Here is a 17063-nt window from a genome sequence, read left to right as displayed (position 1 = left end):
ATCAGCAGCCCTCCTGTTCGTCGCGAAGGCGCAACAGTCGTTCCAGCTCTGCGGTGCCAAGGGCCAGTCCGCGAACGACGTTCTGAATGCGGGTCTCAACGTCATCCTCGGGATCGTCCTCCAGTCGACTGAGGCCTTCCCAAGCGCTGGGGTTGAAGGCACTGCCGGCAACCAACTGCTGAAGTGGGGCGATTTCCATCGCACCGTTCGCATCGACACTGACAACGTCCTGGTTCATCCACGACGGGAGCAGATAGAAGGCCGCAGCTGCTGCAAGTTCCTCCTGCGCGTGCTCGTCGTCGTGCTCGGCGGAATAGCCCTTCTCATTGACCTGCCGGTGACGTTCATCAGCGACAAGGTCAAGGGCAGTTTTGAGCGAAATGGTCAGATCCGAGCGCATCTCACACCCCCCGCACGACGTCAGCGGTGACGGTCGGCACGCCCAGGTCAGCGGCGCGGTTCATCGCGGCGGTGAGCGCGTTCTGGACGGCCAGCGGGTAGAGCAGCGAGCCCGCACCGCGTGAGGGAACCAGCTTGGTGCGCAGCGCGTCGATGGCGCTCTGTTCCACCACCTTGTCCAGCGGCACCTGGGCGCGCTTGAAGCGATGCGCCAGGTAGGCACCCAGCTCGTTGTCCAGCGGCGGCAGCGTGATGATCTCGATGCGCTGTACTACTTCGCGTACTGCCGGGTTGTGCTCGGAGAGCTTCACGGCCAGCTCCGGCTGGCCGATCAGGATCACCGACAGCAGCGGGCGCAGGCCGTCCTTTAGCTCGCGGAAGCGCTTGAGGTGATTCAGGGTTGGCATCGGCAGGCTGTGGGCCTCCTCGATCACCAGGACGTGGCTGTGACCTGCGCGGGCGCTGTCACGCATCGATTCGTGCAACTGGCGGAAGCGGGCCTCGGGACTGCTCTTCGGCTTGGCCAGTGGCGCGACGGTGGCCATGATCGCCTCGGCGATGTGGTGGCTGCGCAGGGTCTTGCCCACCGCATCGCTGCCTTCGCTGGCCAGCACGTAGGGCTTGATCACAATGACGGCCTGTTCCTCGCGCTGGATGCGATCGACCAGGTCTTCGCACAGCGTGCTCTTGCCGGCACCGCTCTCGCCGATCACCGCAGCGAAGCCGCCGTGGCGGGCAACCTGGTACATGCTCTCGCGGACATAGCGGATATCCGGAGAGAGGAACACGTCTTCGGCGCTGGCTGGATCGGCGAAAGGATTGGTGGTCAGGCCGAAGTGGCGCTTGGCCTGTGGGGTCAATGCCTGAAAACGCAGTAGCATGGGATCTTCCTCGTCGTGAATGTCGTTGTCGTTATCGGTGTCTTGCGTTGGGGAAACCGGGGCCGGCGTGTTGGAGCACGTCGGCCCCTCCTTTTCATGCCAGTGGGCGTCGGTCACGCCGTGCTGGGTCAGACAGGAACTGATGGCAGCGCGCACCGCTGCCGGATCGCAGCTGGTGGGTAGCTGGCCGTGATTGATCAGGGCATTGAGGGCCGGTCGACTCAGGCCGGCGGCTGTGGCCAGCACGCCCTGCTTAATACCTGCATCGGTGAGCAGGCGCTTCAGACGCAGCGTCATGCAGCACCTCCTTCCACCAGGCGCAGGCCGCCACGCTCAGGCGACGCCAAGGCCTGCGCCCAGGATTCGACCTGATCCACCGGCAGGCCTTCCGGCCAGCGCTGGGCGGTGCGGGCATAGTGGTCAGGCGACCAGGTCGAACCGGCTGCCTCCACCAGTGGCTTCAGGCGCATTGCCGCTTCCACATGGTTCAGTGGCGGCAGCTCGGCGCGGATCGGCGCAGGCTCGATGCGCTGGGCCGCCAGCACCTGTGGTGCATCAACCTGGGCGATGCGGCCCGAGCGCGGCAGGCTCGGCGTCACATTGGCTTCGCGCAGGTGCTTCATCGGATCCACCTGCCCCCCGAAGGCCACGCGCTTAGCCTTGCGTGCCACAGCGGCCTCAGCATCGGTGTGAACCTGCATGGCCAGCCGATCCAGTTCCTTGCGAGCTGCGTCGGCCGGCGTCTCCGGAGCGGTCCGGTACTCCGTGCCAACCCGGGCAGCGCTGTCCAGGAAGCCCCAGTCGTCGCGTCCGATGCGCGGTGCGATGTAGTGCACAGGCGCGCAGTCCTGTGTGCCCGGCATCAGCACGCGTACGCTGCCCTCCGGATCCAGAGCATTGACCACCACGTCTACGCGCTGACCGTTGATCAGTCCCGGCACCCCACGCACGTCGTACTGCTGTGCCCGGAAGCGGATCATGCAATCGCGTACGGTGCAGGCCTTGGGCGCGCTGGTGGCCAGCTGTCGCAGCACTTCCACGGCCGGTGCCAGGCGCAGCTGGTCCTGGGTGATGCGCAGCCACCCATCACGGCGCGTGTAGCCGGTGCGGCTGTGGATGCGGGTGGCGTTATAGGCCTGTGCCCACTGCTGGGCCAGGGTATTGATTTCCTCCAGACTGGTGACCGGTGCACGCAGCTTGAGCAGGGCCTCGAAGTGGGTTTCGATCAGGTAATTCGCGTTCTCGACCTGACCCTTGGCGCGTGCATTGCCGACTTCGTTGATGATCGTTTCGATGCCGCAGGCCGCCAGGAAGCTGCTGGTGCTGGTGGCCGTCATGGCACTGCCGGGATCCATCATCAGCAGCTTGGGAACGCCATGCATCGTGCCGATTTCGCGCCGTGTCATTGCGTGGATCAGGGCCGACAGCAGGTTGGCGCTGCTTTCGGCACCCAGCACGTAGAACAGCTCGATCGCACCGCTGGCATGGTCGGTGATCGCATAGCGCCACAGGCGGCGCTCTGCGATCTTGGTGAAGTTGCCGGGCTTGCCGCGATAGAACTCGCGCTTGTCCATCACCCGTGTGCCGTCATCAGCCAGGTAGAACTGGCGGCTGACCGAGGCGTCGATCTGCCACAGGTGGTTGGGATGCGGGGAGGACAGCCGTGCAGCCGGTGTGGCCGCTGCCAGCTGGTCACGGTGGAAGCCGTAATGGCGGATGGCGCGACAGATCGCCGAGGTGCTCAGCGGGACAATCTCGCCCGTCGCCTTGTCCACGCGCATTGCCTCGATCCTGCCGTTGGCACGCAAGGCATCCACGGCCTCCTCGACCGGCAGCGCGCCGGTACCGGTCAGGCGACGGGTTTCCTCCACGATGGCCGCGATCGAGGCCGCTTCGTCACGGGTAAGTGACAGTTCGCCCGCATCGGACCTGCGCTTGCGGGGTTTGAGGGCCGCCGTCACCTTCGACAGGTGACGGTAGGCCGTCTGGACCGAGCATCCCAGCTGCTCGGCCAGCGCGGAGGCGATGCGCCCCTTGCTGCCGTGCGGCGCGGCCAGCAACTGGCTGGCCGCAGCCTGGATGAGGACCTCGGACACGTCAGATCCCCGCGTCGTTGGTGACAGGGATCGCGATGGCCAGTTCCTCATCGTCGCGGGCGATGCGTACCGAAGTGAGGAGGCGGCCGATCACGTTGCTCAGGAACAGCGCCGCATCTTCCTCGACGTGGTTGTCGCAGGCGAAGTCGGCCAGTGCTTGGATCGAGGCACGCAGGCCGCTGTTCGGGCTGCCGATGGCGGCCAACACGTTCTGCTCTGCCTCTGTGACCGACTGTTTGAGGGTGACCAGCTGCTCGTCAGGAGTGGCGGACTTCCAGCGACGTTGTGCCTTGAGGGTCTTCTCAGACTCCTTGTTCAGATCCTCGCTCAACTTGTTGATGCGCTGATCTTTTGCGTCGGCATCTGCCCTGGCTTCGCGCAAGGCGGCGCGCAACTGGCTGGCGCTCATGCGCTCCACATCGTCCACGGTTATGCCTGCAACCGAGTCGCCGGACTCCAGCGCCTGCAGGTCTTCGTCGTCCAGAACCGCCAGTTCCAGGACCTTGGCCTGGGTGCCGGCGGCCTTCAAAAGTGACACCGTGTCACTTTTGGAGAACTTCAGGGCGACGGTCATCAGGCGCGCCGCCGTCCGGTAGTTGAACCCTCGCGTCGCAATCTGTTCTTGGAACTCACCATGCGCGGTCTGCTCTTTGATGAGCAGCAGGCCCCGGCCCATTTCGAGGATGTCCTCGACGGAGCGGCGTTGGCGGTACTCGACCATGCTCCAGAGCGATTCGGTGTCCAAGGCACCTGCGTAGCCCAGCGTGGTGGCCAGGCTCTTCACCTGCGCCTCGGCCTGCGCCATCACCTGCAGTTCCTGGCTGCGCTCGACCAGCTTGCCCGTGTCCAGTTCCGTGCCTACCGGCTCGGCCTGGGCGAGCGGCTTGGCGCCGCGCTTGGTGGATTGCTTCTCTGCCATTTCGATCCTCGTCATCAGTTGGGGCTACGGCTGTAGCGGTTCTTGAAGTCGTCCAGCTGCCGTTCTTCACGGGCCACCTCGGCCTGATGGGCCAGGGCGATCTGGACAATTCGGGGGGACAGGCGCCAGTTGTCCTGGTCGAAGGGGGAGCGCTCGACCAGGCCGTCCTCGGCCAATCGCTGCAGGTTGCGCAGCGTGGTGCTGGGGGATTCGCCGATGCCGTCGGCAATGGGTTTCAGGCGCAGGCCGGTGCGGCTGTGCCCGGCCAAGGCGAACAGCAGGCGGGCGAAGATGCTTTGCTCGCTCATGCCGCAGCTCCCTGCTGGCGGCGGGCCAGCTCCTTCAGGATGCGAACGGCGCGGCGATCGGCCGCGTCCACGGCACCAGCCAGCGGCAGGGTGTTGGCCAGCGGCTCGTCCGATTCGACGGCGCACTGCCAGTTGTTCACAGCGGTGGCGTACTGGTCACGGGCCGAGGCAAGCAACAGCTCCAGTTCGCGGGTCGGGACTTCGTCCAGGGGGCGGCCGGCGGTGCTCATGCTGAGGCGCTCAGGCCTGCGGCCTTCAGCAGCCGGCGCCGCAGGGCCTGACCCTTCGGGCCATTCCAGCGTCCGATGAGGACGTCTCGGGCGTTCTGCGGCGGGACGCCGTTCTTCATGCACCAGCCGCGGAGACTGGTGCCCTTGCCAACGAAGGCGGTGCGGACCTTGAGGTGAAGATCCAGGCTGGGGGCGGGTTCGCTCATCGCGTGTATCCTTTGATCCTTGTTCCATTGGTTGGCTGCTTTGGGCGCTGCCAGTGGAAGTAATCATGGTACGGATTTCCGTGCCTGTCAACACATATGGCATGGAATTTCGTATGACGATCGGAACCCGTCTGAAGAGCGAGCGGGAACGCTTGGGCCTCACGCTGCCTGAGTTCGCAGAACTCGCTGGCGCGAAGAAGAACACCGTGATTGATTGGCAAAGAGATGCATCCAGCCCTCCTGCCGCCAAGCTGGCTGCGCTTGCTGATGCGGGAGTGGATCCGCTTTACGTGCTGACGGGGCAACGCAGCATCGCGCGCCCTGGCATGACGGACACTGAGATAGAGCAGTTCAATGACGTGGTGGATACGTTCTGGGCGCTGTCCGATCCCGGTCGCGTAATGGCCTTGAACATGCTGACTGCACTGCTGGCAAAGGAAACCCAAGAAGGGTCTTCTCGGGGACTGCGTAAGCCAAAGACCTGAGTCCGTAGATGACCTGCTGTTGAGCTTTAAAGGGCGCATTTTTCAAGGCGCAGAATTCAAATCGGACAAGGAGGCGTCATGAAGAAGCTGGTTTTTTCGCTCGCGGTTCTGTTGGTCTTGCTCGGTGCAAAGGCGGTAATTGGCCAGGACTTCAAAGACCAGAATCTCAAGCATCTAGTCATCGGAAAAACAACGCTGAGCGAGGCGGCCGCCCTCTTGGAAGCGCCGCCACTGCGATCATCGGTTGGGGCAAGCGGCGCTACTGGCTACACCTGGCAATACATCCAGTCGAAAGCCAGTCTTTGGACTGGCAATGTGCGCAGCTCCAGTAAGCAGGTCATCCTGGTCTTCAATACGGATGGAACATTCCAGAGAATTTTCCAAATGGATGGCATCCAGCTCCCGCCTGAGGATCTCGAGAGGCTTTTCAGTCAGCCTGCTGCCGAGCACGCGCACAGGCAACAGAACCAAGTGAATTCACGAGCTGTTCCAGACTGACTCGGGGCGATCGAGATCTGACGGTCCGCCCGTTGTGATGTTGATCGCAATGAAAGGCCACACTCTCACGCGCGCGCGTGAGGTTCCTCGAAACCAGTTTCAAAGACGACGATCAGTCAAAGACTGAAACTCTGCCCATCGGTTTGGTGTGCGCATGGCGCACCTGGCCGACGGGCATCCTCGTCTGCCCGTCGGCCATCTTTCCCTGGAGATGGCGCATGGCAGCAGAGCAACCCGGTAACAAAGCACTGCCCATCGCGGGTGGAATGCTGGCGACCATGCTGGCGTTGCTGCTCGGGCTGGTACAGCCCTTTGAGGGCTACTCGGCCCAGCCCTACCGCGATGTAGTCGGCAAACTGACGGTTTGCTACGGCCATACGGCAAACGTCGAACAGCGCACCTACACCCGCGCCGAATGCGAGCACCTGCTCCAGTCGGACCTTGGTGTTGCCTGGAACACCGTACAGAGCTGCATCAAGGCGCCGATGACGGACTATCAGGCGGCTGCCCTGACGTCCTTCACCTTCAACGTGGGCCCTGGCGGCGCCGGGGTGAAGGACGGCCTGTGTACCCTGCGCAACGGCCAGCAGCCGCGCATCCGCGTCTACGCCAACCAAGGTCGCTGGGATCTTGCATGTGCCCAGCTAAGCAACTGGGCCAACGCCGGCGGCCGGCCATACAAAGGACTTGAACGCCGCCGCACGGCTGAGCGCGCGATGTGCGAGGGCCGGTACTGATGATTCGCGCACTGATCGTAACGATCGCCCTGCTGCTGGTGCTCCTGCTGGTGGCCATTGCCGCGGCCCTTCTCTACCGCGGCAATGCCTTGGATGCCCAGGCTCGCGACGCCACGTCCCAGCAGCGCGTGACCACCCTTCAATCGCAGCTGGAAGACGAGCGCAGCGCTCGTGACATCGAGCACACCCAGGCCAAGGCGATGGCCCAGATCGGAGACGAACATGAAAATGATCGGGAGGCGTCCGCGTACGTCCCTGCTGCTGTTGTGGCTGACGTGCGTACTGGCGATCTCAGGCTGCGCAACGACCTCGCCACCTGCCACACCGCTCGCCTGTCCCAAGCCGTCTCTGGCGCCGTCGAACGTGATGCGAGCGCCCAACTACGAGCAGAGGTCGCGGGCGATCTTGTTCGAGTCGGACGCGACGCCGACAACCACGTCCGGGCCTGCCAGCGCGTCATCGGTGTCCTCACCGGACAGCACCCTTCCGTCGAGGCCAACCCATGATCGTTGAAGTGCAGCCGCTCTACCTGGTGTGGTTCGCCGGCATCGGCATCACCCTGCTCGGCGGCCTGATCGCCGGCGGTCGCTGGCTGGTCAACCAGCTGCAGCAACGCACTGATCAGCAGTTGGCCATCCTGATTAACGACAGCAAGCGCTGGCGCGAGGTTGAGAGCCACCTCACCGACTTCCGCCTGGAAGTTGCGAAGGAATACGTCCGCCGCGAGGACTATGCCCGCGGGCAGAGCGTCATCGAGGCAAAGCTCGATGCAGTGGCCTCGAAGATCACGAACATGCAAAGCAAGGGGAACACGCCGTGAGTCACGGAAATCAGGGCCCGGATCTGGGCAAGTTGCGCCGGGAGCAGCTGCGCTGGCTGATGCTGCTGGTGCTGGATCGCTCTCGCCCCTATCCGATCGGCGAAGCCGTCCTGGCCGGCGCCGCCCAGGACATGTATCCGGATGCCACCGCTTTGGAAGTGCGCAGGGAGCTGGATTACCTGGACACCCGCCGCCTGATCGACATCACCAAATCCCCTTCGGGGCCGTGGTCGGCTGAGCTGACGCGCCACGGTGTGGATATTGTCGAGTACAGCATCGACTGCGGGCCGGGCATCGCGCGCCCACCGAAGTACTGGTGATCCCATGCCTCCCGTGAGCAAGATCGACCTATTGCCGGCCGAGGTGCGCGACGAGCTGGATCGGCGCCTGGTCGCCAATGCCTTCGGCGGCAGCATCTCGCTGTCCGAATGGCTCGGCGAGCAGGGCTATGAGATCAGCAAGACCACCGTCAACGAACGCGCCAAGCGGCTCAAGCGCCGTCTGGCTTCGATCAGCGCCAGCACCGAGGCCATGAAACTGGTAGCCGAGCAGGCGCCGGATAATGCCGCCGAGCGCGGCAGTGCACTGCTGGGCCTGCTGCAGACCGACCTGTTCGAAGCGCTGCTGCAGTTCCAGGAAGCGGCCGACCAGGACGATGAGAGCATTTCCCCAGCCGATCGCATTGCGCTGTACAGCAAGGCGGCCAAGGCCATTGCTGAACTGACCCGCTCTTCCATCGTGCGCGAGAAGTGGGCCGGTGAGATCCGCCAGAAGGCGCTGATCGACGCTGCCAGCCGGGTTGAGGAAGCGGCACGCGCACAGGGCCTGGACGCTGCCGGGGTGGATTTCTGGAAGAACCAAGTGCTGCATGGGGTCGGCTAAGTGAGCGCACTCGGTTCCCTGCCCGATACCGAGCGCATCCTGGACTGGGATGAGTTGCCCGAGAGCGTGCGCGCCATTTCGGCCAACTTCGACATCAGTAAGGCTGGCGTGCTGATGGCCCATCAGTCCGAATGGATCCGGATGCAGGAAGGGCTGGATATCGCGGTCTGCGAGAAGGGGCGTCGTACCGGCATCACCTTCGCCCAGGCGTTGAGCGACACCATCACCGCAGCCTCTGCCAAGGACGCCGGCGGCGACAACGTGTGGTACATGGCCGACACCAAGGAAAAGGGTCTGGAGTTCATTGGCTACGTGGCCAAGTTCGCGCCGATCATCGCTCGAGGCCAGGCCTCGCGGATCGAGCAGCACATCTTCCAGGACCAGCAGCCCGACGGCACCAGTCGGCAGATCCAGGCATTCCGGGTTCGCTTCGCCAGTGGTTTCCGTATCACGGCACTGTCCTCGCGCCCGGAGAACATCCACGGCCTGCAGGGCGTGGTCGACCTGGACGAAGCGGCGCTGCACAAGGACGTGGCCAAGGTGCTCGAGTCGGCCACCGCCCTGCTGATCTGGGGCGGCCGCATCCGCGTGTGGTCCACCCACCGCGGCAAGAAGAACCCGTTCAATCAGCTGGTGCAGGACGTCCAGGCCGGCCGCTACGGCAAGAAGGCCGGGGTCATCCGCATCAGCTTCGATGATGCGGTGTCCAATGGCCTGTACGAGCGGGTCTGCGCTATGCGTGGCAAGGTGGCCACCGCCGAGGGCAAGAAGGAGTGGTACACCGCGATTCGCTCGGCCTACGGCCCGCGCAAGGCCGCCATGCGCGAGGAGCTGGACGTCATCCCGCGCGATGGCGATGGCTCAGCCATCCCCTCGGTCTGGATCGATCGGGCCATGCCCGAGGCCCGGCCAGTGCTGCGCCTGGTCTTCGATGATGACTTCCCCAAGCGCTCTGAGAAGGAGCGCGAGATCTGGTGCTCGGTCTGGATCGCCACCACGCTGCTGCCAGTGCTCCGTGCTGCGGTGGCCGGGTTCACCGGGCGCTGGGCGATCGGCATGGACTTCGCGCGCCACCGTCACTTCTCGGTCATCAAGCCTGCCAAGGTCGGTCAGGATCTGCGCCGCGACGTGCCGTTCCTGATCGAGATGGCCAACGCGCCCACCCGCCAGCAGGAGCAGATCCTGTGGGCGCTGCTGGACGCGCTGAAGGAAGGATTCCCTGGCCGCTGGTCATTCGCCGGCGATGCCACTGGCCCCGGCCAGACCTTGATGGAGTACACCGGCGACCGCTACGGCCGGGCTGAGCTCGATACCGGGACCGGCCGCTACATCGGTGGCCCAATCCACGAGGTCACCCTGTCGCGCCCCTGGTACGGCGAATGGATGCCCAAGTACATCGCGCTGTTCGAAGACGGCTTCCTCAGCCTGCCCAGGGACGCGTCCCTGGAAGACGACCACCGCGCGGTGGAGTACGTCGACGGTATCCCGATGGTGCCGCGTCTGGAGCGCAAGGACCTGCAGGATCCGGAGCTGGTGCGCCACGGCGACGGCGCGATCGCCGGCGTGCTGATGCAGTTTGCCGCACTCAACCACGTCACCTCGGTGCCCATTGAGTTCCAGGCAGCCGGCGCGCGCGCCTACATCGGCGACGGCCGAGCAGACGGCGTGGCCACCGTCGTGACCGATGATGCCTTCGGCACGGTCAGCGGCGGAAATGATTTTGGAGGATATGCATGACCACCGCCCGCCCAGAGATCGGCCGCGAGATTGCCACCACTGCCGATGGCATCGACATCACCCGTGGTTACACCGGGCCACTGCTGCTGCCCTTTGACAGTGTCCTGCGCAACCGCGGCGGCTACGACCTTCAGATCTACGAACAGGTGCTGTCCGACCCGGAGGTGAAGACCACCTTCGGCTCCCGCCAGGATTCGGTGGTGGCCTGCGAATGGCAGGTGGAGCCCGGCGGCGAGAAGCGTATCGACCGCCAGGCGGCAGAGTATCTGCAGGAGCAGCTGCATGGCATCGGCTGGGACAACGTCACCCGCAAGATGCTCTTCGGCGTGTTCTACGGCTATGGCGTGGCGGAGATCCTGTACAAGGTCGACGGTACTCGCATCGGCCTGAAGGACATCAAGGTTCGTAACCGTCGGCGCTTCCGTTACGGCAAGGAAGGTGATCTGCGCCTGCTCACCCAGACCCAGATGACCGAGGGCGTGCCGGCGCACGCGCCCTATTTCTGGAACTTCTGCTCCGGTGCCGACCACGACGATGAGCCGTACGGCCTCGGCTTGGCGCACTGGCTGTACTGGCCGGTGCTGTTCAAGCGCAACGGGCTCAAGTTCTGGCTGATCTTCCTGGAGAAGTTCGGCATGCCCACTGCGGTGGGCAAGTACGACGCCGAAGCAAACGATGTGGATAAGGCCAAGCTGCTGCAGGCCACGCGCGCGATCCAGACCGACAGCGGCATCATCATGCCCAAGGGAATGGAGCTGGCGTTGCTGGAGGCCGGACGTAGTGGCACGGCCGACTACAAGGCCCTGCAGGACTACATGGATGCCACCATCCAGAAGGTGGTGCTGGGCCAGACCGCCAGCACCCAAGGCACGCCAGGCAAGTTGGGCAACGACCAGCTGCAGCGCGAGGTGCGCCGCGACATCATCACCTCCGATGCCGACCTGGTGTGCGAGTCCTTCAACAAGGGCCCAGCGCGCTGGCTCACCGAATGGAACTTCCCTGGCGCGGCCATTCCTCGGGTCTATCGCGTCACGGAAGAGCCGGAGGATCTGGACGCTACCGCCAGCCGTGACAAGAAGATCCTTGACCTGGGCTACAAGCCCAAGCAGGTCTACATGGATCAGACCTACGGCGACAACTACGAGCCTGTCCAGGCGCCGCAGGATCCGCCTGCGGTACCGACGGCGATCGATGGCGCCCAGTTCGCCGACGCCGGCGGTGCGGTGGTCAGCTTGCTGCGCAGGCACTATCCCGCCGCCTTTGCCGACGGCACCCCGAAGACGCCCGATCCCGCTGTCGAGCTGGGCCAGCAGCTCGATCGCCGGCTGTCGCCCATTGGTGCTGGATGGGTCGAGCAGATCCGCCAGCTGGTCGATGAGGTCGACTCGCTGGAGCAATTGCGCGACCGGCTGTTTGAGCTGCACCCGAACATGACCCTGGACGACTACGCCTCGGTGATGGCCGATGCGATGACGGCCGCGACGCTGGCTGGCCGTACCGACATTCAGGGCGCGGGAGACTGATCAATGGCCGGGGTTGCCTACGCTCAACTTCCGTTCCGGGAGCAGATCGAGTTCTTCCGTCGCAAGAAGAACGTGCTCACCGAGAGCTACCTGGACGTTTGGGAGTCGGAGCACGACTCCAGCTTCATGGTGGCCGGTGCCAACCGTGACGCTCTGCTGGCGGACTTCCGGCAATCCATCGATCGGGTCATTGCTGAGGGGCGGACTCTTCAGCAGTTCCGGGAGGACTTCGACCGGATCGTGGCCACGCATGGTTGGGATTACAACGGCGGTCGGAACTGGCGCTCGCGGGTGATCTACGAGACCAACCTGCGCCAGAGTTACAACGCCGGACGCTGGGCCCAACTGCAGCAGCTGATCAAGGTGCGGCCGTTCTGGCGCTACAACCACAACGACGCCGTCGAGCACCCTCGGCCGCTGCACGTGTCGTGGAATGGCCTGGTGCTGCGCCACGACGATCCGTGGTGGCGCTACCACTATCCAGCCAACGGCTGGGGCTGCCAGTGCTATGTCGATGCGCTCAACGAGCGCGACCTGCGCCGGTTGGGCAAGGATGGTCCTGACACGGCCCCCGAGATCGTGATGCAGTCGGTGACCATCGGGCAGCGCAGTCCTGGTGGGCCGCGCACTGTGCTGACGCCGGCAGGCGTCGATCCTGGGTTCGGCTACGCACCCGGCGCAACGGCCGATCACTGGCCCGGTGGGCGTGGCGGTCCGGTCACCCCGCCGTCATTGACTGGGCAACTGACCTCCGCTCTGCAGAACGCCCTGGAGACGGGAGCACGGTTGCCGGCGGCGCCAGCGGCTGCCAGCGCTGCTCAGGCCTTGGCGCGGCCGCGCGCCAGGGATGCGCTGCAGGCCGGCTATGCCAGCTGGCTGACCAGCATTGATGGCGATGCTGCCCACGCTGCCCGCTACCTGGCCGGAGCACTGTCGCCCGGACTGGTTTCGCAGCTGCAGCGTGCCGCCGTTCGCCCAGCGACGGCGGCCTTTGCTGTGTTGGCCGACCAGCTCCCCATCACTCGACCTGGCGCGGTGGCCATCGCCGCAGCCGAGCTGCCCATCCGCCTTCTCGATGCGGTGGCCATCCTGCTGGACGCTGCCGCAGGCCGCTTGCGCTATGTGCTGGCGGTGGGGCGTCCTGCCTTCATGGTGGTCGATGTGGCCATCTCGGAAACGGGCGTCAGCACGGTGCAGTCCCAGCTGCAGATGCTGATGCCCGCCGAACTCCAGCGCGGCGTTGCCGATGGCACGCTGCAGCTGCTGCAGGGAGAGATCTGATGGCGCAGTTTGAAGTCACCCTTGATTCGGCAACACCTGGTCTGGCCGATGCGCTGCGGCAGCTGGAGGGCGAGGCGCGCCAACTGATCTTGAAGGACTGGGGCGAGTACCTGCTGAGGTCCACGCGCGAGCGGGCCGCAAAGGAGCGGGACCCGACTGGACGTCGATGGCGCGCGCTTGAGCCCAGCTACAAACGCTGGAAACAGAAGAAGCGCCCCGGCGTGCCGATTCTGAAGTTCGATTTCCACATGCTCGGTGACATGGCTTCATGGCAAACGGACGGGAACGATGCCGTCCTGGTCGGTACCAATGCACCCTATGGCGCCATCCACCAATTCGGCGGCACCATCCAACGCGGCGCGCGTCCGGCCAACATCCACCTGAAGACGGGTAAGGGCGGCAGCCGGTTCGTCAAAGCCAGTCGTAGGAACGCGCGCTACAAGCGCTCGGTCACAATGCCCTCGTACACGAACACCATCGCTGCTCGTCCGTGGCTTGGTGTCAGTCGCGAGGATGAGAAGGAGTTGCTGGATATCGCCCAAGATCACGTGAGCGGCGCCTTCGAGTGATCATCGCGCAGGAGGCGCTGTGTACGCCTCCATGCTGGGGCCGCCACACTCGGACGTCATCGGCGGCTGCTTGGTGTCTGACACGCCTCTGAAGGCCACGTCGGTGCCTGCATCCGCGCAACAAGATCACTGCACGCGGATCGTCCATCTCTGTTAGACGTTTCTTGCAGGATGCGGTCCCAATGCGTGAGACGGCACTGCGGGAAAACTGGCGACATGAACCAATCTGTCGCTGCCCGGGAAAGTTGGAAACCAGTTTCAAAGACAGCGTGTTCTGACGCGGGAAAACTGGCGGCATGAACCAGCCCGCCGCCACCCTGCAGATCTTCAAAGCCGGCACGCACGTTGCCGAAGACGGCCGCACGCTGACCTTCAGCGAAGCGGATGTGCAGCAGATCGCCGATAGCTACGATCCGGCACTGCATGAAGCACCCATCGTGGTGGGCCATCCCAAGACCGACGATCCGGCCTATGGCTGGGGCAAAACCCTTCAGGCCAAGGACGGCCTCCTGATGGCCGAACCGCATCAGGTCGATCCTGCGTTCGCGGAGCTGGCCAACAACGGTCGCTTCAAGAAGATCAGCGCTTCGATCTTCATGCCCGATTCGCCGGGCAACCCGACGCCGGGCAAGTACTACCTGCGCCACATAGGCTTCCTGGGCGCGCAGCCGCCGGCAGTGAAAGGGCTCAAGTCGGCCTCGTTCGCTGAGGGCGACGATGCCGCCTGCTTTGCCATGTCGCTGGCCCCGCTGGGCTGGACGCTGACGGATCTGTTCCGCCGCTTCCGCGACTGGCTGATCGACACCCAAGGCCTTGAGACGGCCGACCAGGTCATTCCCGACTGGCAGATCCGTGGGATCGAGAGCAGCACACGCGATGACGACGGAGCGCGCAACTCGGCCCTCTTTGCGTCGCCATTGCTCACCCAGTTCCCGCGCAGCGCCATCGGCGCGCCTGCGCTCATCCCGGCAACGCCTCCTACTCGTGAACAGGTCAAATCGGAGATCGACCCCATGTCCCAGCAGAACAACCCCGAGCACGCCCAGCGCCAGCAGCAGCTCGACCAGCAGGCTTCCACCCTGGACGCTCGCGAGAAGGCCCTCGCTGCCCGTGAGCAGGCGGCCCGACGCGAAGACGCGGTGGCGTTCGCCGAAGGCCTGGTGAAGGAAGGCAAGCTGCTGCCCCGTCAGCAGCCGGCGGTGGTGGAGCTGCTGCTGGCCCAGCCCAATGGCAAGGAACCGCTGAACTTCGCCGAGGGCGAAACGACGGTGTCCAAGCCAGCTGAGTCGGTCCTGCGCGAGCTGCTGACCAGCCTGCCCAAGGCAGTGGACTTCGGCGAGAAGTCCGGTGGCGACGCACCCAACGCAGCGGCGAACTTCGCCGCGCCCCCGGGCACGCATGTCGATGCTGGCCGCGCGGATCTGTTCAACCAGGCCAAGGCCTACCAGCAGCAGCACCCCGGCACGTCCTGGGCGGCTGCAGTCGCCGCGGTCGGCGGCTGACCTTCCCATCCAGGAGCCCACCATGTCCCAGAACATCGCTCTGCTCACGCTGTCCGTGCTGGCCGCGGCAGCCCTCACCCACAACCGCTTCGTCTCGCCGACCGGTGAAGTCGCCGCTGCCGGCGGCAACGCCTGCGGGGTTGCGCGCTCGGATGCCGCCGTCGGGCAGTTGGCGCCGGTCGACGTCTTGGGCACCACGCAAGTGACCGCAGGTGGCGCAATCGCTGCCGGCGCCGCCCTCCAGGTGGGTGCCGATGGCAAGGCCATCACCGCCGACGCCGGCAAGGTCGTTGCCCGTGCGGCGCCTGGCGCCACGGCCACCGCCGATGGCGATGTCCTCGAAGTGATCCTCATCCCGAACTGACCGGCTAGTGCCGTAGGAGATTTACATGTCTGGACAAATGACCCCCGGCCAGGTTCGCGTCGTTGACCCGATCCTTTCCGAACACGCCCGTGGCTACCGCCAGGCGCAGCTCGTGGCCACCGCGCTTTTCCCCTTCGCCGACGTCGCCGCCTATGGCGGCCAGGTGATCGAGTTCGGCAAGGAGTCCTTCAAGATCTACAACGCCAAGCGTGCCCCCGGTGCCAATACCAAGCGCATCCGCTTCGGCTATGAGGGCAAGCCGTACGCCATCGTCCCGAGCGCACTGGAAGCGCCGGTGCCGCGTGAACATATGCGAGATGCAAGCCAGGTGCCGGGGATCAACCTGAGCACCCGGGCCGTGAACATCGTGCTGCGCTCGCTGCTGCTGGAGTACGAGGTGGACAGCGCCAAGATCGCCACCAATGCAGCCAACTACGACAACGACCACAAAGTCGCGCTGGCTGGCAACAACGTGTGGTCCAACGCTGCTTCGAATCCTGCGCAGGACGTCGAAACCGGCAAGGAAGCTGTGCGTGACAGCATCGGTCTGTATCCCAACACCATGCTGTTGTCTGCCAAGGCGTTCAAGCAGCTCAAGCAGCATCCAAAGCTGATTGATCGCTCGGCCAGCACCGGCATTCGCAAGGTCACCTTGGATCTGCTCAAGCAGGTTTTCGAGATCGACAACATCGTCGTCGGCGGCGGTGTGGTGGCCGATGACAATGGCGCATTCGGTGATGTCTGGGGTACTTCGGCTGTTCTGGCCTACGTCAGCCCTGGCGCTGACGTGAACGCCAACGTCGAGGAGCCCAGCTACGGCTATGGCTATCGCATCGAAGGCATGCCCTTGGTCGAAGTTCCCTACTGGGACAACAGTGCCAAGAGCTGGATCTACGGGGTCAGCAACGATGCCACCCCGGTCCTGGCAGGCATGGCCGCCGGCTATCTGATCAGCGGCGCAGGCAACTGATGACCGGCGCCGGCGAAGGATAGTCGGCGCAGTTGCCGCCTTACCCGTACAACCCAGCGAGCGGCAGCACCAGGCAAACGCGGGCCTGGCCGTGCGGAGCACAGCGAAACATGCGTGACAGCCGGAGAGCACGGCACCACACCTATTCGGAGAACTCGTCGTGGCCAAGCCCCGCACTGCGCCGCCCAGCGCACCCAAGACCGTCCAGGACGACCAGCCGGCCGACGTGCCAGTCGTCACGGAAGACAAGACTGCCGACGCACCGCCGGCGACGGACGGCTTGGTGCCGGAGCAAGGCCACAGTGAGCTGGAGACCGCCACGTCGGCGGCCTCCGCAGGCGATGGTGCTGCCGTCGACCCGCTGCAGGCTGACCATCCGGCAGCGGACCAGGACGCCGCCATCGACGCGGGTGCTCCGTCGCCGGAAGCCGACATCACCATTGGGGTTGCCGCCGGTGGAGGCGATTCGCCCAATGCACTGGTTTCTGATGGTCTCTGGCTGCCTATGTGCTTTGAAGTACTCAGCCCGTTCAAGCACAACGACGTCGTCGTCAAGCCGCCGGCGTGGATCGAGATGACGTGGGAAGAGGCGCAGGCCTACCAGGATGCCGGTGTCCTCGGTGACGACCCGGTCGCCCCGGAAGAGCTGGAGTAAC

The 17063-nt window shown here is 64.7% G+C and carries 22 protein-coding genes; 15 read left to right on the top strand and 7 right to left on the bottom strand.

Annotated features, from left to right (window positions below; genetic code table 11):
- Position 1: 1 nt before the first annotated feature.
- From ARC63_RS12175 to ARC63_RS12145, 7 genes are read right to left on the bottom strand one after another with little or no spacing between them, the layout of a single operon-like run.
- On the bottom strand, positions 2 to 400 hold the full coding sequence (locus ARC63_RS12175) for a hypothetical protein (protein ID WP_057503431.1): 399 nt from the start codon (positions 398 to 400) through the stop codon (positions 2 to 4).
- 1 nt (position 401) lies between these two features.
- A complete protein-coding gene (locus ARC63_RS12170) occupies positions 402 to 1577 on the bottom strand; it encodes an ExeA family protein (RefSeq protein ID WP_057503430.1) in 1176 nt (391 codons plus the stop codon).
- Entirely contained in the window at positions 1574 to 3376 is a 1803-nt protein-coding gene (locus ARC63_RS12165; protein ID WP_057503429.1) for a DDE-type integrase/transposase/recombinase, read from the bottom strand. The genes ARC63_RS12170 and ARC63_RS12165 overlap by 4 nt, the downstream gene beginning before the upstream one ends.
- A 1-nt stretch (position 3377) precedes the next feature.
- A complete protein-coding gene (locus ARC63_RS12160; RefSeq protein WP_139042420.1) occupies positions 3378 to 4310 on the bottom strand; it encodes a hypothetical protein in 933 nt (310 codons plus the stop codon).
- Positions 4310 to 4603, bottom strand: a complete 294-nt coding sequence (locus tag ARC63_RS12155; protein ID WP_008267142.1) for a helix-turn-helix domain-containing protein — start codon at positions 4601 to 4603, stop codon at positions 4310 to 4312. Before ARC63_RS12155 ends, ARC63_RS12160 begins: the two co-directional genes overlap by 1 nt.
- Complete coding sequence (locus ARC63_RS12150; protein WP_057503427.1) at positions 4600 to 4833, bottom strand: hypothetical protein; 234 nt, start codon at positions 4831 to 4833, stop codon at positions 4600 to 4602. The genes ARC63_RS12155 and ARC63_RS12150 overlap by 4 nt, the downstream gene beginning before the upstream one ends.
- Complete coding sequence (locus ARC63_RS12145) at positions 4830 to 5039, bottom strand: hypothetical protein (RefSeq protein ID WP_057503426.1); 210 nt, start codon at positions 5037 to 5039, stop codon at positions 4830 to 4832. The genes ARC63_RS12150 and ARC63_RS12145 overlap by 4 nt, the downstream gene beginning before the upstream one ends.
- Positions 5040 to 5152: 113 nt before the next feature.
- Between ARC63_RS12145 and ARC63_RS12140 the strand changes: the two genes are divergently transcribed.
- The 15 genes from ARC63_RS12140 (at position 5153) to ARC63_RS12070 (ending at position 17062) form a co-directional block, all read left to right on the top strand.
- A complete protein-coding gene (locus ARC63_RS12140) occupies positions 5153 to 5524 on the top strand; it encodes a helix-turn-helix domain-containing protein (RefSeq protein WP_024957606.1) in 372 nt (123 codons plus the stop codon).
- Between the two features lie 78 nt (positions 5525 to 5602).
- Complete coding sequence (locus ARC63_RS12135) at positions 5603 to 6022, top strand: hypothetical protein (RefSeq protein ID WP_049403063.1); 420 nt, start codon at positions 5603 to 5605, stop codon at positions 6020 to 6022.
- Between the two features lie 77 nt (positions 6023 to 6099).
- Positions 6100 to 6759, top strand: coding sequence for a lysozyme (locus ARC63_RS12130; RefSeq protein ID WP_231298638.1), 660 nt, complete (start codon positions 6100 to 6102; stop codon positions 6757 to 6759).
- Positions 6759 to 7265: a lysis system spanin subunit gene (locus ARC63_RS12125; protein WP_057503444.1), complete on the top strand. Its 507-nt coding sequence runs from the start codon at positions 6759 to 6761 to the stop codon at positions 7263 to 7265. The genes ARC63_RS12130 and ARC63_RS12125 overlap by 1 nt, the downstream gene beginning before the upstream one ends.
- A complete protein-coding gene (locus ARC63_RS12120) occupies positions 7262 to 7579 on the top strand; it encodes a hypothetical protein (protein WP_049397725.1) in 318 nt (105 codons plus the stop codon). Before ARC63_RS12125 ends, ARC63_RS12120 begins: the two co-directional genes overlap by 4 nt.
- Entirely contained in the window at positions 7576 to 7899 is a 324-nt protein-coding gene (locus ARC63_RS12115; RefSeq protein ID WP_024957611.1) for a hypothetical protein, read from the top strand. The genes ARC63_RS12120 and ARC63_RS12115 overlap by 4 nt, the downstream gene beginning before the upstream one ends.
- Positions 7900 to 7912: 13 nt before the next feature.
- On the top strand, positions 7913 to 8461 hold the full coding sequence (locus tag ARC63_RS12110) for a DUF3486 family protein (protein WP_049397724.1): 549 nt from the start codon (positions 7913 to 7915) through the stop codon (positions 8459 to 8461).
- A complete protein-coding gene (locus tag ARC63_RS12105; protein ID WP_057503424.1) occupies positions 8462 to 10198 on the top strand; it encodes a hypothetical protein in 1737 nt (578 codons plus the stop codon). It begins immediately after the preceding gene.
- Positions 10195 to 11721: a DUF935 domain-containing protein gene (locus ARC63_RS12100; RefSeq protein ID WP_049397722.1), complete on the top strand. Its 1527-nt coding sequence runs from the start codon at positions 10195 to 10197 to the stop codon at positions 11719 to 11721. The genes ARC63_RS12105 and ARC63_RS12100 overlap by 4 nt, the downstream gene beginning before the upstream one ends.
- A 3-nt stretch (positions 11722 to 11724) precedes the next feature.
- Positions 11725 to 13002: a phage head morphogenesis protein gene (locus ARC63_RS12095; RefSeq protein WP_049450996.1), complete on the top strand. Its 1278-nt coding sequence runs from the start codon at positions 11725 to 11727 to the stop codon at positions 13000 to 13002.
- Positions 13002 to 13571 carry a phage virion morphogenesis protein gene (locus ARC63_RS12090; RefSeq protein ID WP_057503423.1) on the top strand — a complete coding sequence of 190 codons (570 nt, stop codon included), beginning with the start codon at positions 13002 to 13004 and terminating at the stop codon, positions 13569 to 13571. The genes ARC63_RS12095 and ARC63_RS12090 overlap by 1 nt, the downstream gene beginning before the upstream one ends.
- Positions 13572 to 13867: 296 nt before the next feature.
- Positions 13868 to 15073 (top strand): hypothetical protein, encoded by a 1206-nt coding sequence (locus ARC63_RS12085; RefSeq protein ID WP_057503422.1) that lies wholly within the window; start codon positions 13868 to 13870, stop codon positions 15071 to 15073.
- A 22-nt stretch (positions 15074 to 15095) separates the two neighbouring features.
- Entirely contained in the window at positions 15096 to 15437 is a 342-nt protein-coding gene (locus ARC63_RS12080; protein ID WP_024957618.1) for a capsid cement protein, read from the top strand.
- A gap of 25 nt (positions 15438 to 15462) precedes the next feature.
- Positions 15463 to 16407 (top strand): major capsid protein, encoded by a 945-nt coding sequence (locus tag ARC63_RS12075; RefSeq protein WP_024957619.1) that lies wholly within the window; start codon positions 15463 to 15465, stop codon positions 16405 to 16407.
- A 160-nt stretch (positions 16408 to 16567) separates the two neighbouring features.
- Positions 16568 to 17062 (top strand): hypothetical protein, encoded by a 495-nt coding sequence (locus ARC63_RS12070; RefSeq protein ID WP_049397716.1) that lies wholly within the window; start codon positions 16568 to 16570, stop codon positions 17060 to 17062.
- Position 17063: the final 1 nt, after the last annotated feature.

The sequence above is a fragment of the Stenotrophomonas geniculata ATCC 19374 = JCM 13324 genome (genome assembly GCF_001431625.1).
Classification (GTDB): Bacteria; Pseudomonadota; Gammaproteobacteria; order Xanthomonadales; family Xanthomonadaceae; genus Stenotrophomonas; species Stenotrophomonas geniculata.
This window is presented reverse-complemented; position numbering and strand designations above follow the sequence as displayed.

Coding starts and splice junctions, on each gene's coding strand:
- ARC63_RS12075 (WP_024957619.1), top strand. CDS start 15,463: ATGTCTGGACAAATGACCCCCGGCCAGGTTCGCGTCGTTGACCCGATC.
- ARC63_RS12120 (WP_049397725.1), top strand. CDS start 7,262: ATGATCGTTGAAGTGCAGCCGCTCTACCTGGTGTGGTTCGCCGGCATC.
- ARC63_RS12145 (WP_057503426.1), bottom strand. CDS start 5,039: ATGAGCGAACCCGCCCCCAGCCTGGATCTTCACCTCAAGGTCCGCACC.
- ARC63_RS12170 (WP_057503430.1), bottom strand. CDS start 1,577: ATGACGCTGCGTCTGAAGCGCCTGCTCACCGATGCAGGTATTAAGCAG.
- ARC63_RS12155 (WP_008267142.1), bottom strand. CDS start 4,603: ATGAGCGAGCAAAGCATCTTCGCCCGCCTGCTGTTCGCCTTGGCCGGG.
- ARC63_RS12100 (WP_049397722.1), top strand. CDS start 10,195: ATGACCACCGCCCGCCCAGAGATCGGCCGCGAGATTGCCACCACTGCC.
- ARC63_RS12175 (WP_057503431.1), bottom strand. CDS start 400: ATGCGCTCGGATCTGACCATTTCGCTCAAAACTGCCCTTGACCTTGTC.
- ARC63_RS12080 (WP_024957618.1), top strand. CDS start 15,096: ATGTCCCAGAACATCGCTCTGCTCACGCTGTCCGTGCTGGCCGCGGCA.
- ARC63_RS12095 (WP_049450996.1), top strand. CDS start 11,725: ATGGCCGGGGTTGCCTACGCTCAACTTCCGTTCCGGGAGCAGATCGAG.
- ARC63_RS12140 (WP_024957606.1), top strand. CDS start 5,153: ATGACGATCGGAACCCGTCTGAAGAGCGAGCGGGAACGCTTGGGCCTC.
- ARC63_RS12090 (WP_057503423.1), top strand. CDS start 13,002: ATGGCGCAGTTTGAAGTCACCCTTGATTCGGCAACACCTGGTCTGGCC.
- ARC63_RS12150 (WP_057503427.1), bottom strand. CDS start 4,833: ATGAGCACCGCCGGCCGCCCCCTGGACGAAGTCCCGACCCGCGAACTG.
- ARC63_RS12125 (WP_057503444.1), top strand. CDS start 6,759: ATGATTCGCGCACTGATCGTAACGATCGCCCTGCTGCTGGTGCTCCTG.
- ARC63_RS12135 (WP_049403063.1), top strand. CDS start 5,603: ATGAAGAAGCTGGTTTTTTCGCTCGCGGTTCTGTTGGTCTTGCTCGGT.
- ARC63_RS12160 (WP_139042420.1), bottom strand. CDS start 4,310: ATGACGAGGATCGAAATGGCAGAGAAGCAATCCACCAAGCGCGGCGCC.
- ARC63_RS12085 (WP_057503422.1), top strand. CDS start 13,868: ATGAACCAGCCCGCCGCCACCCTGCAGATCTTCAAAGCCGGCACGCAC.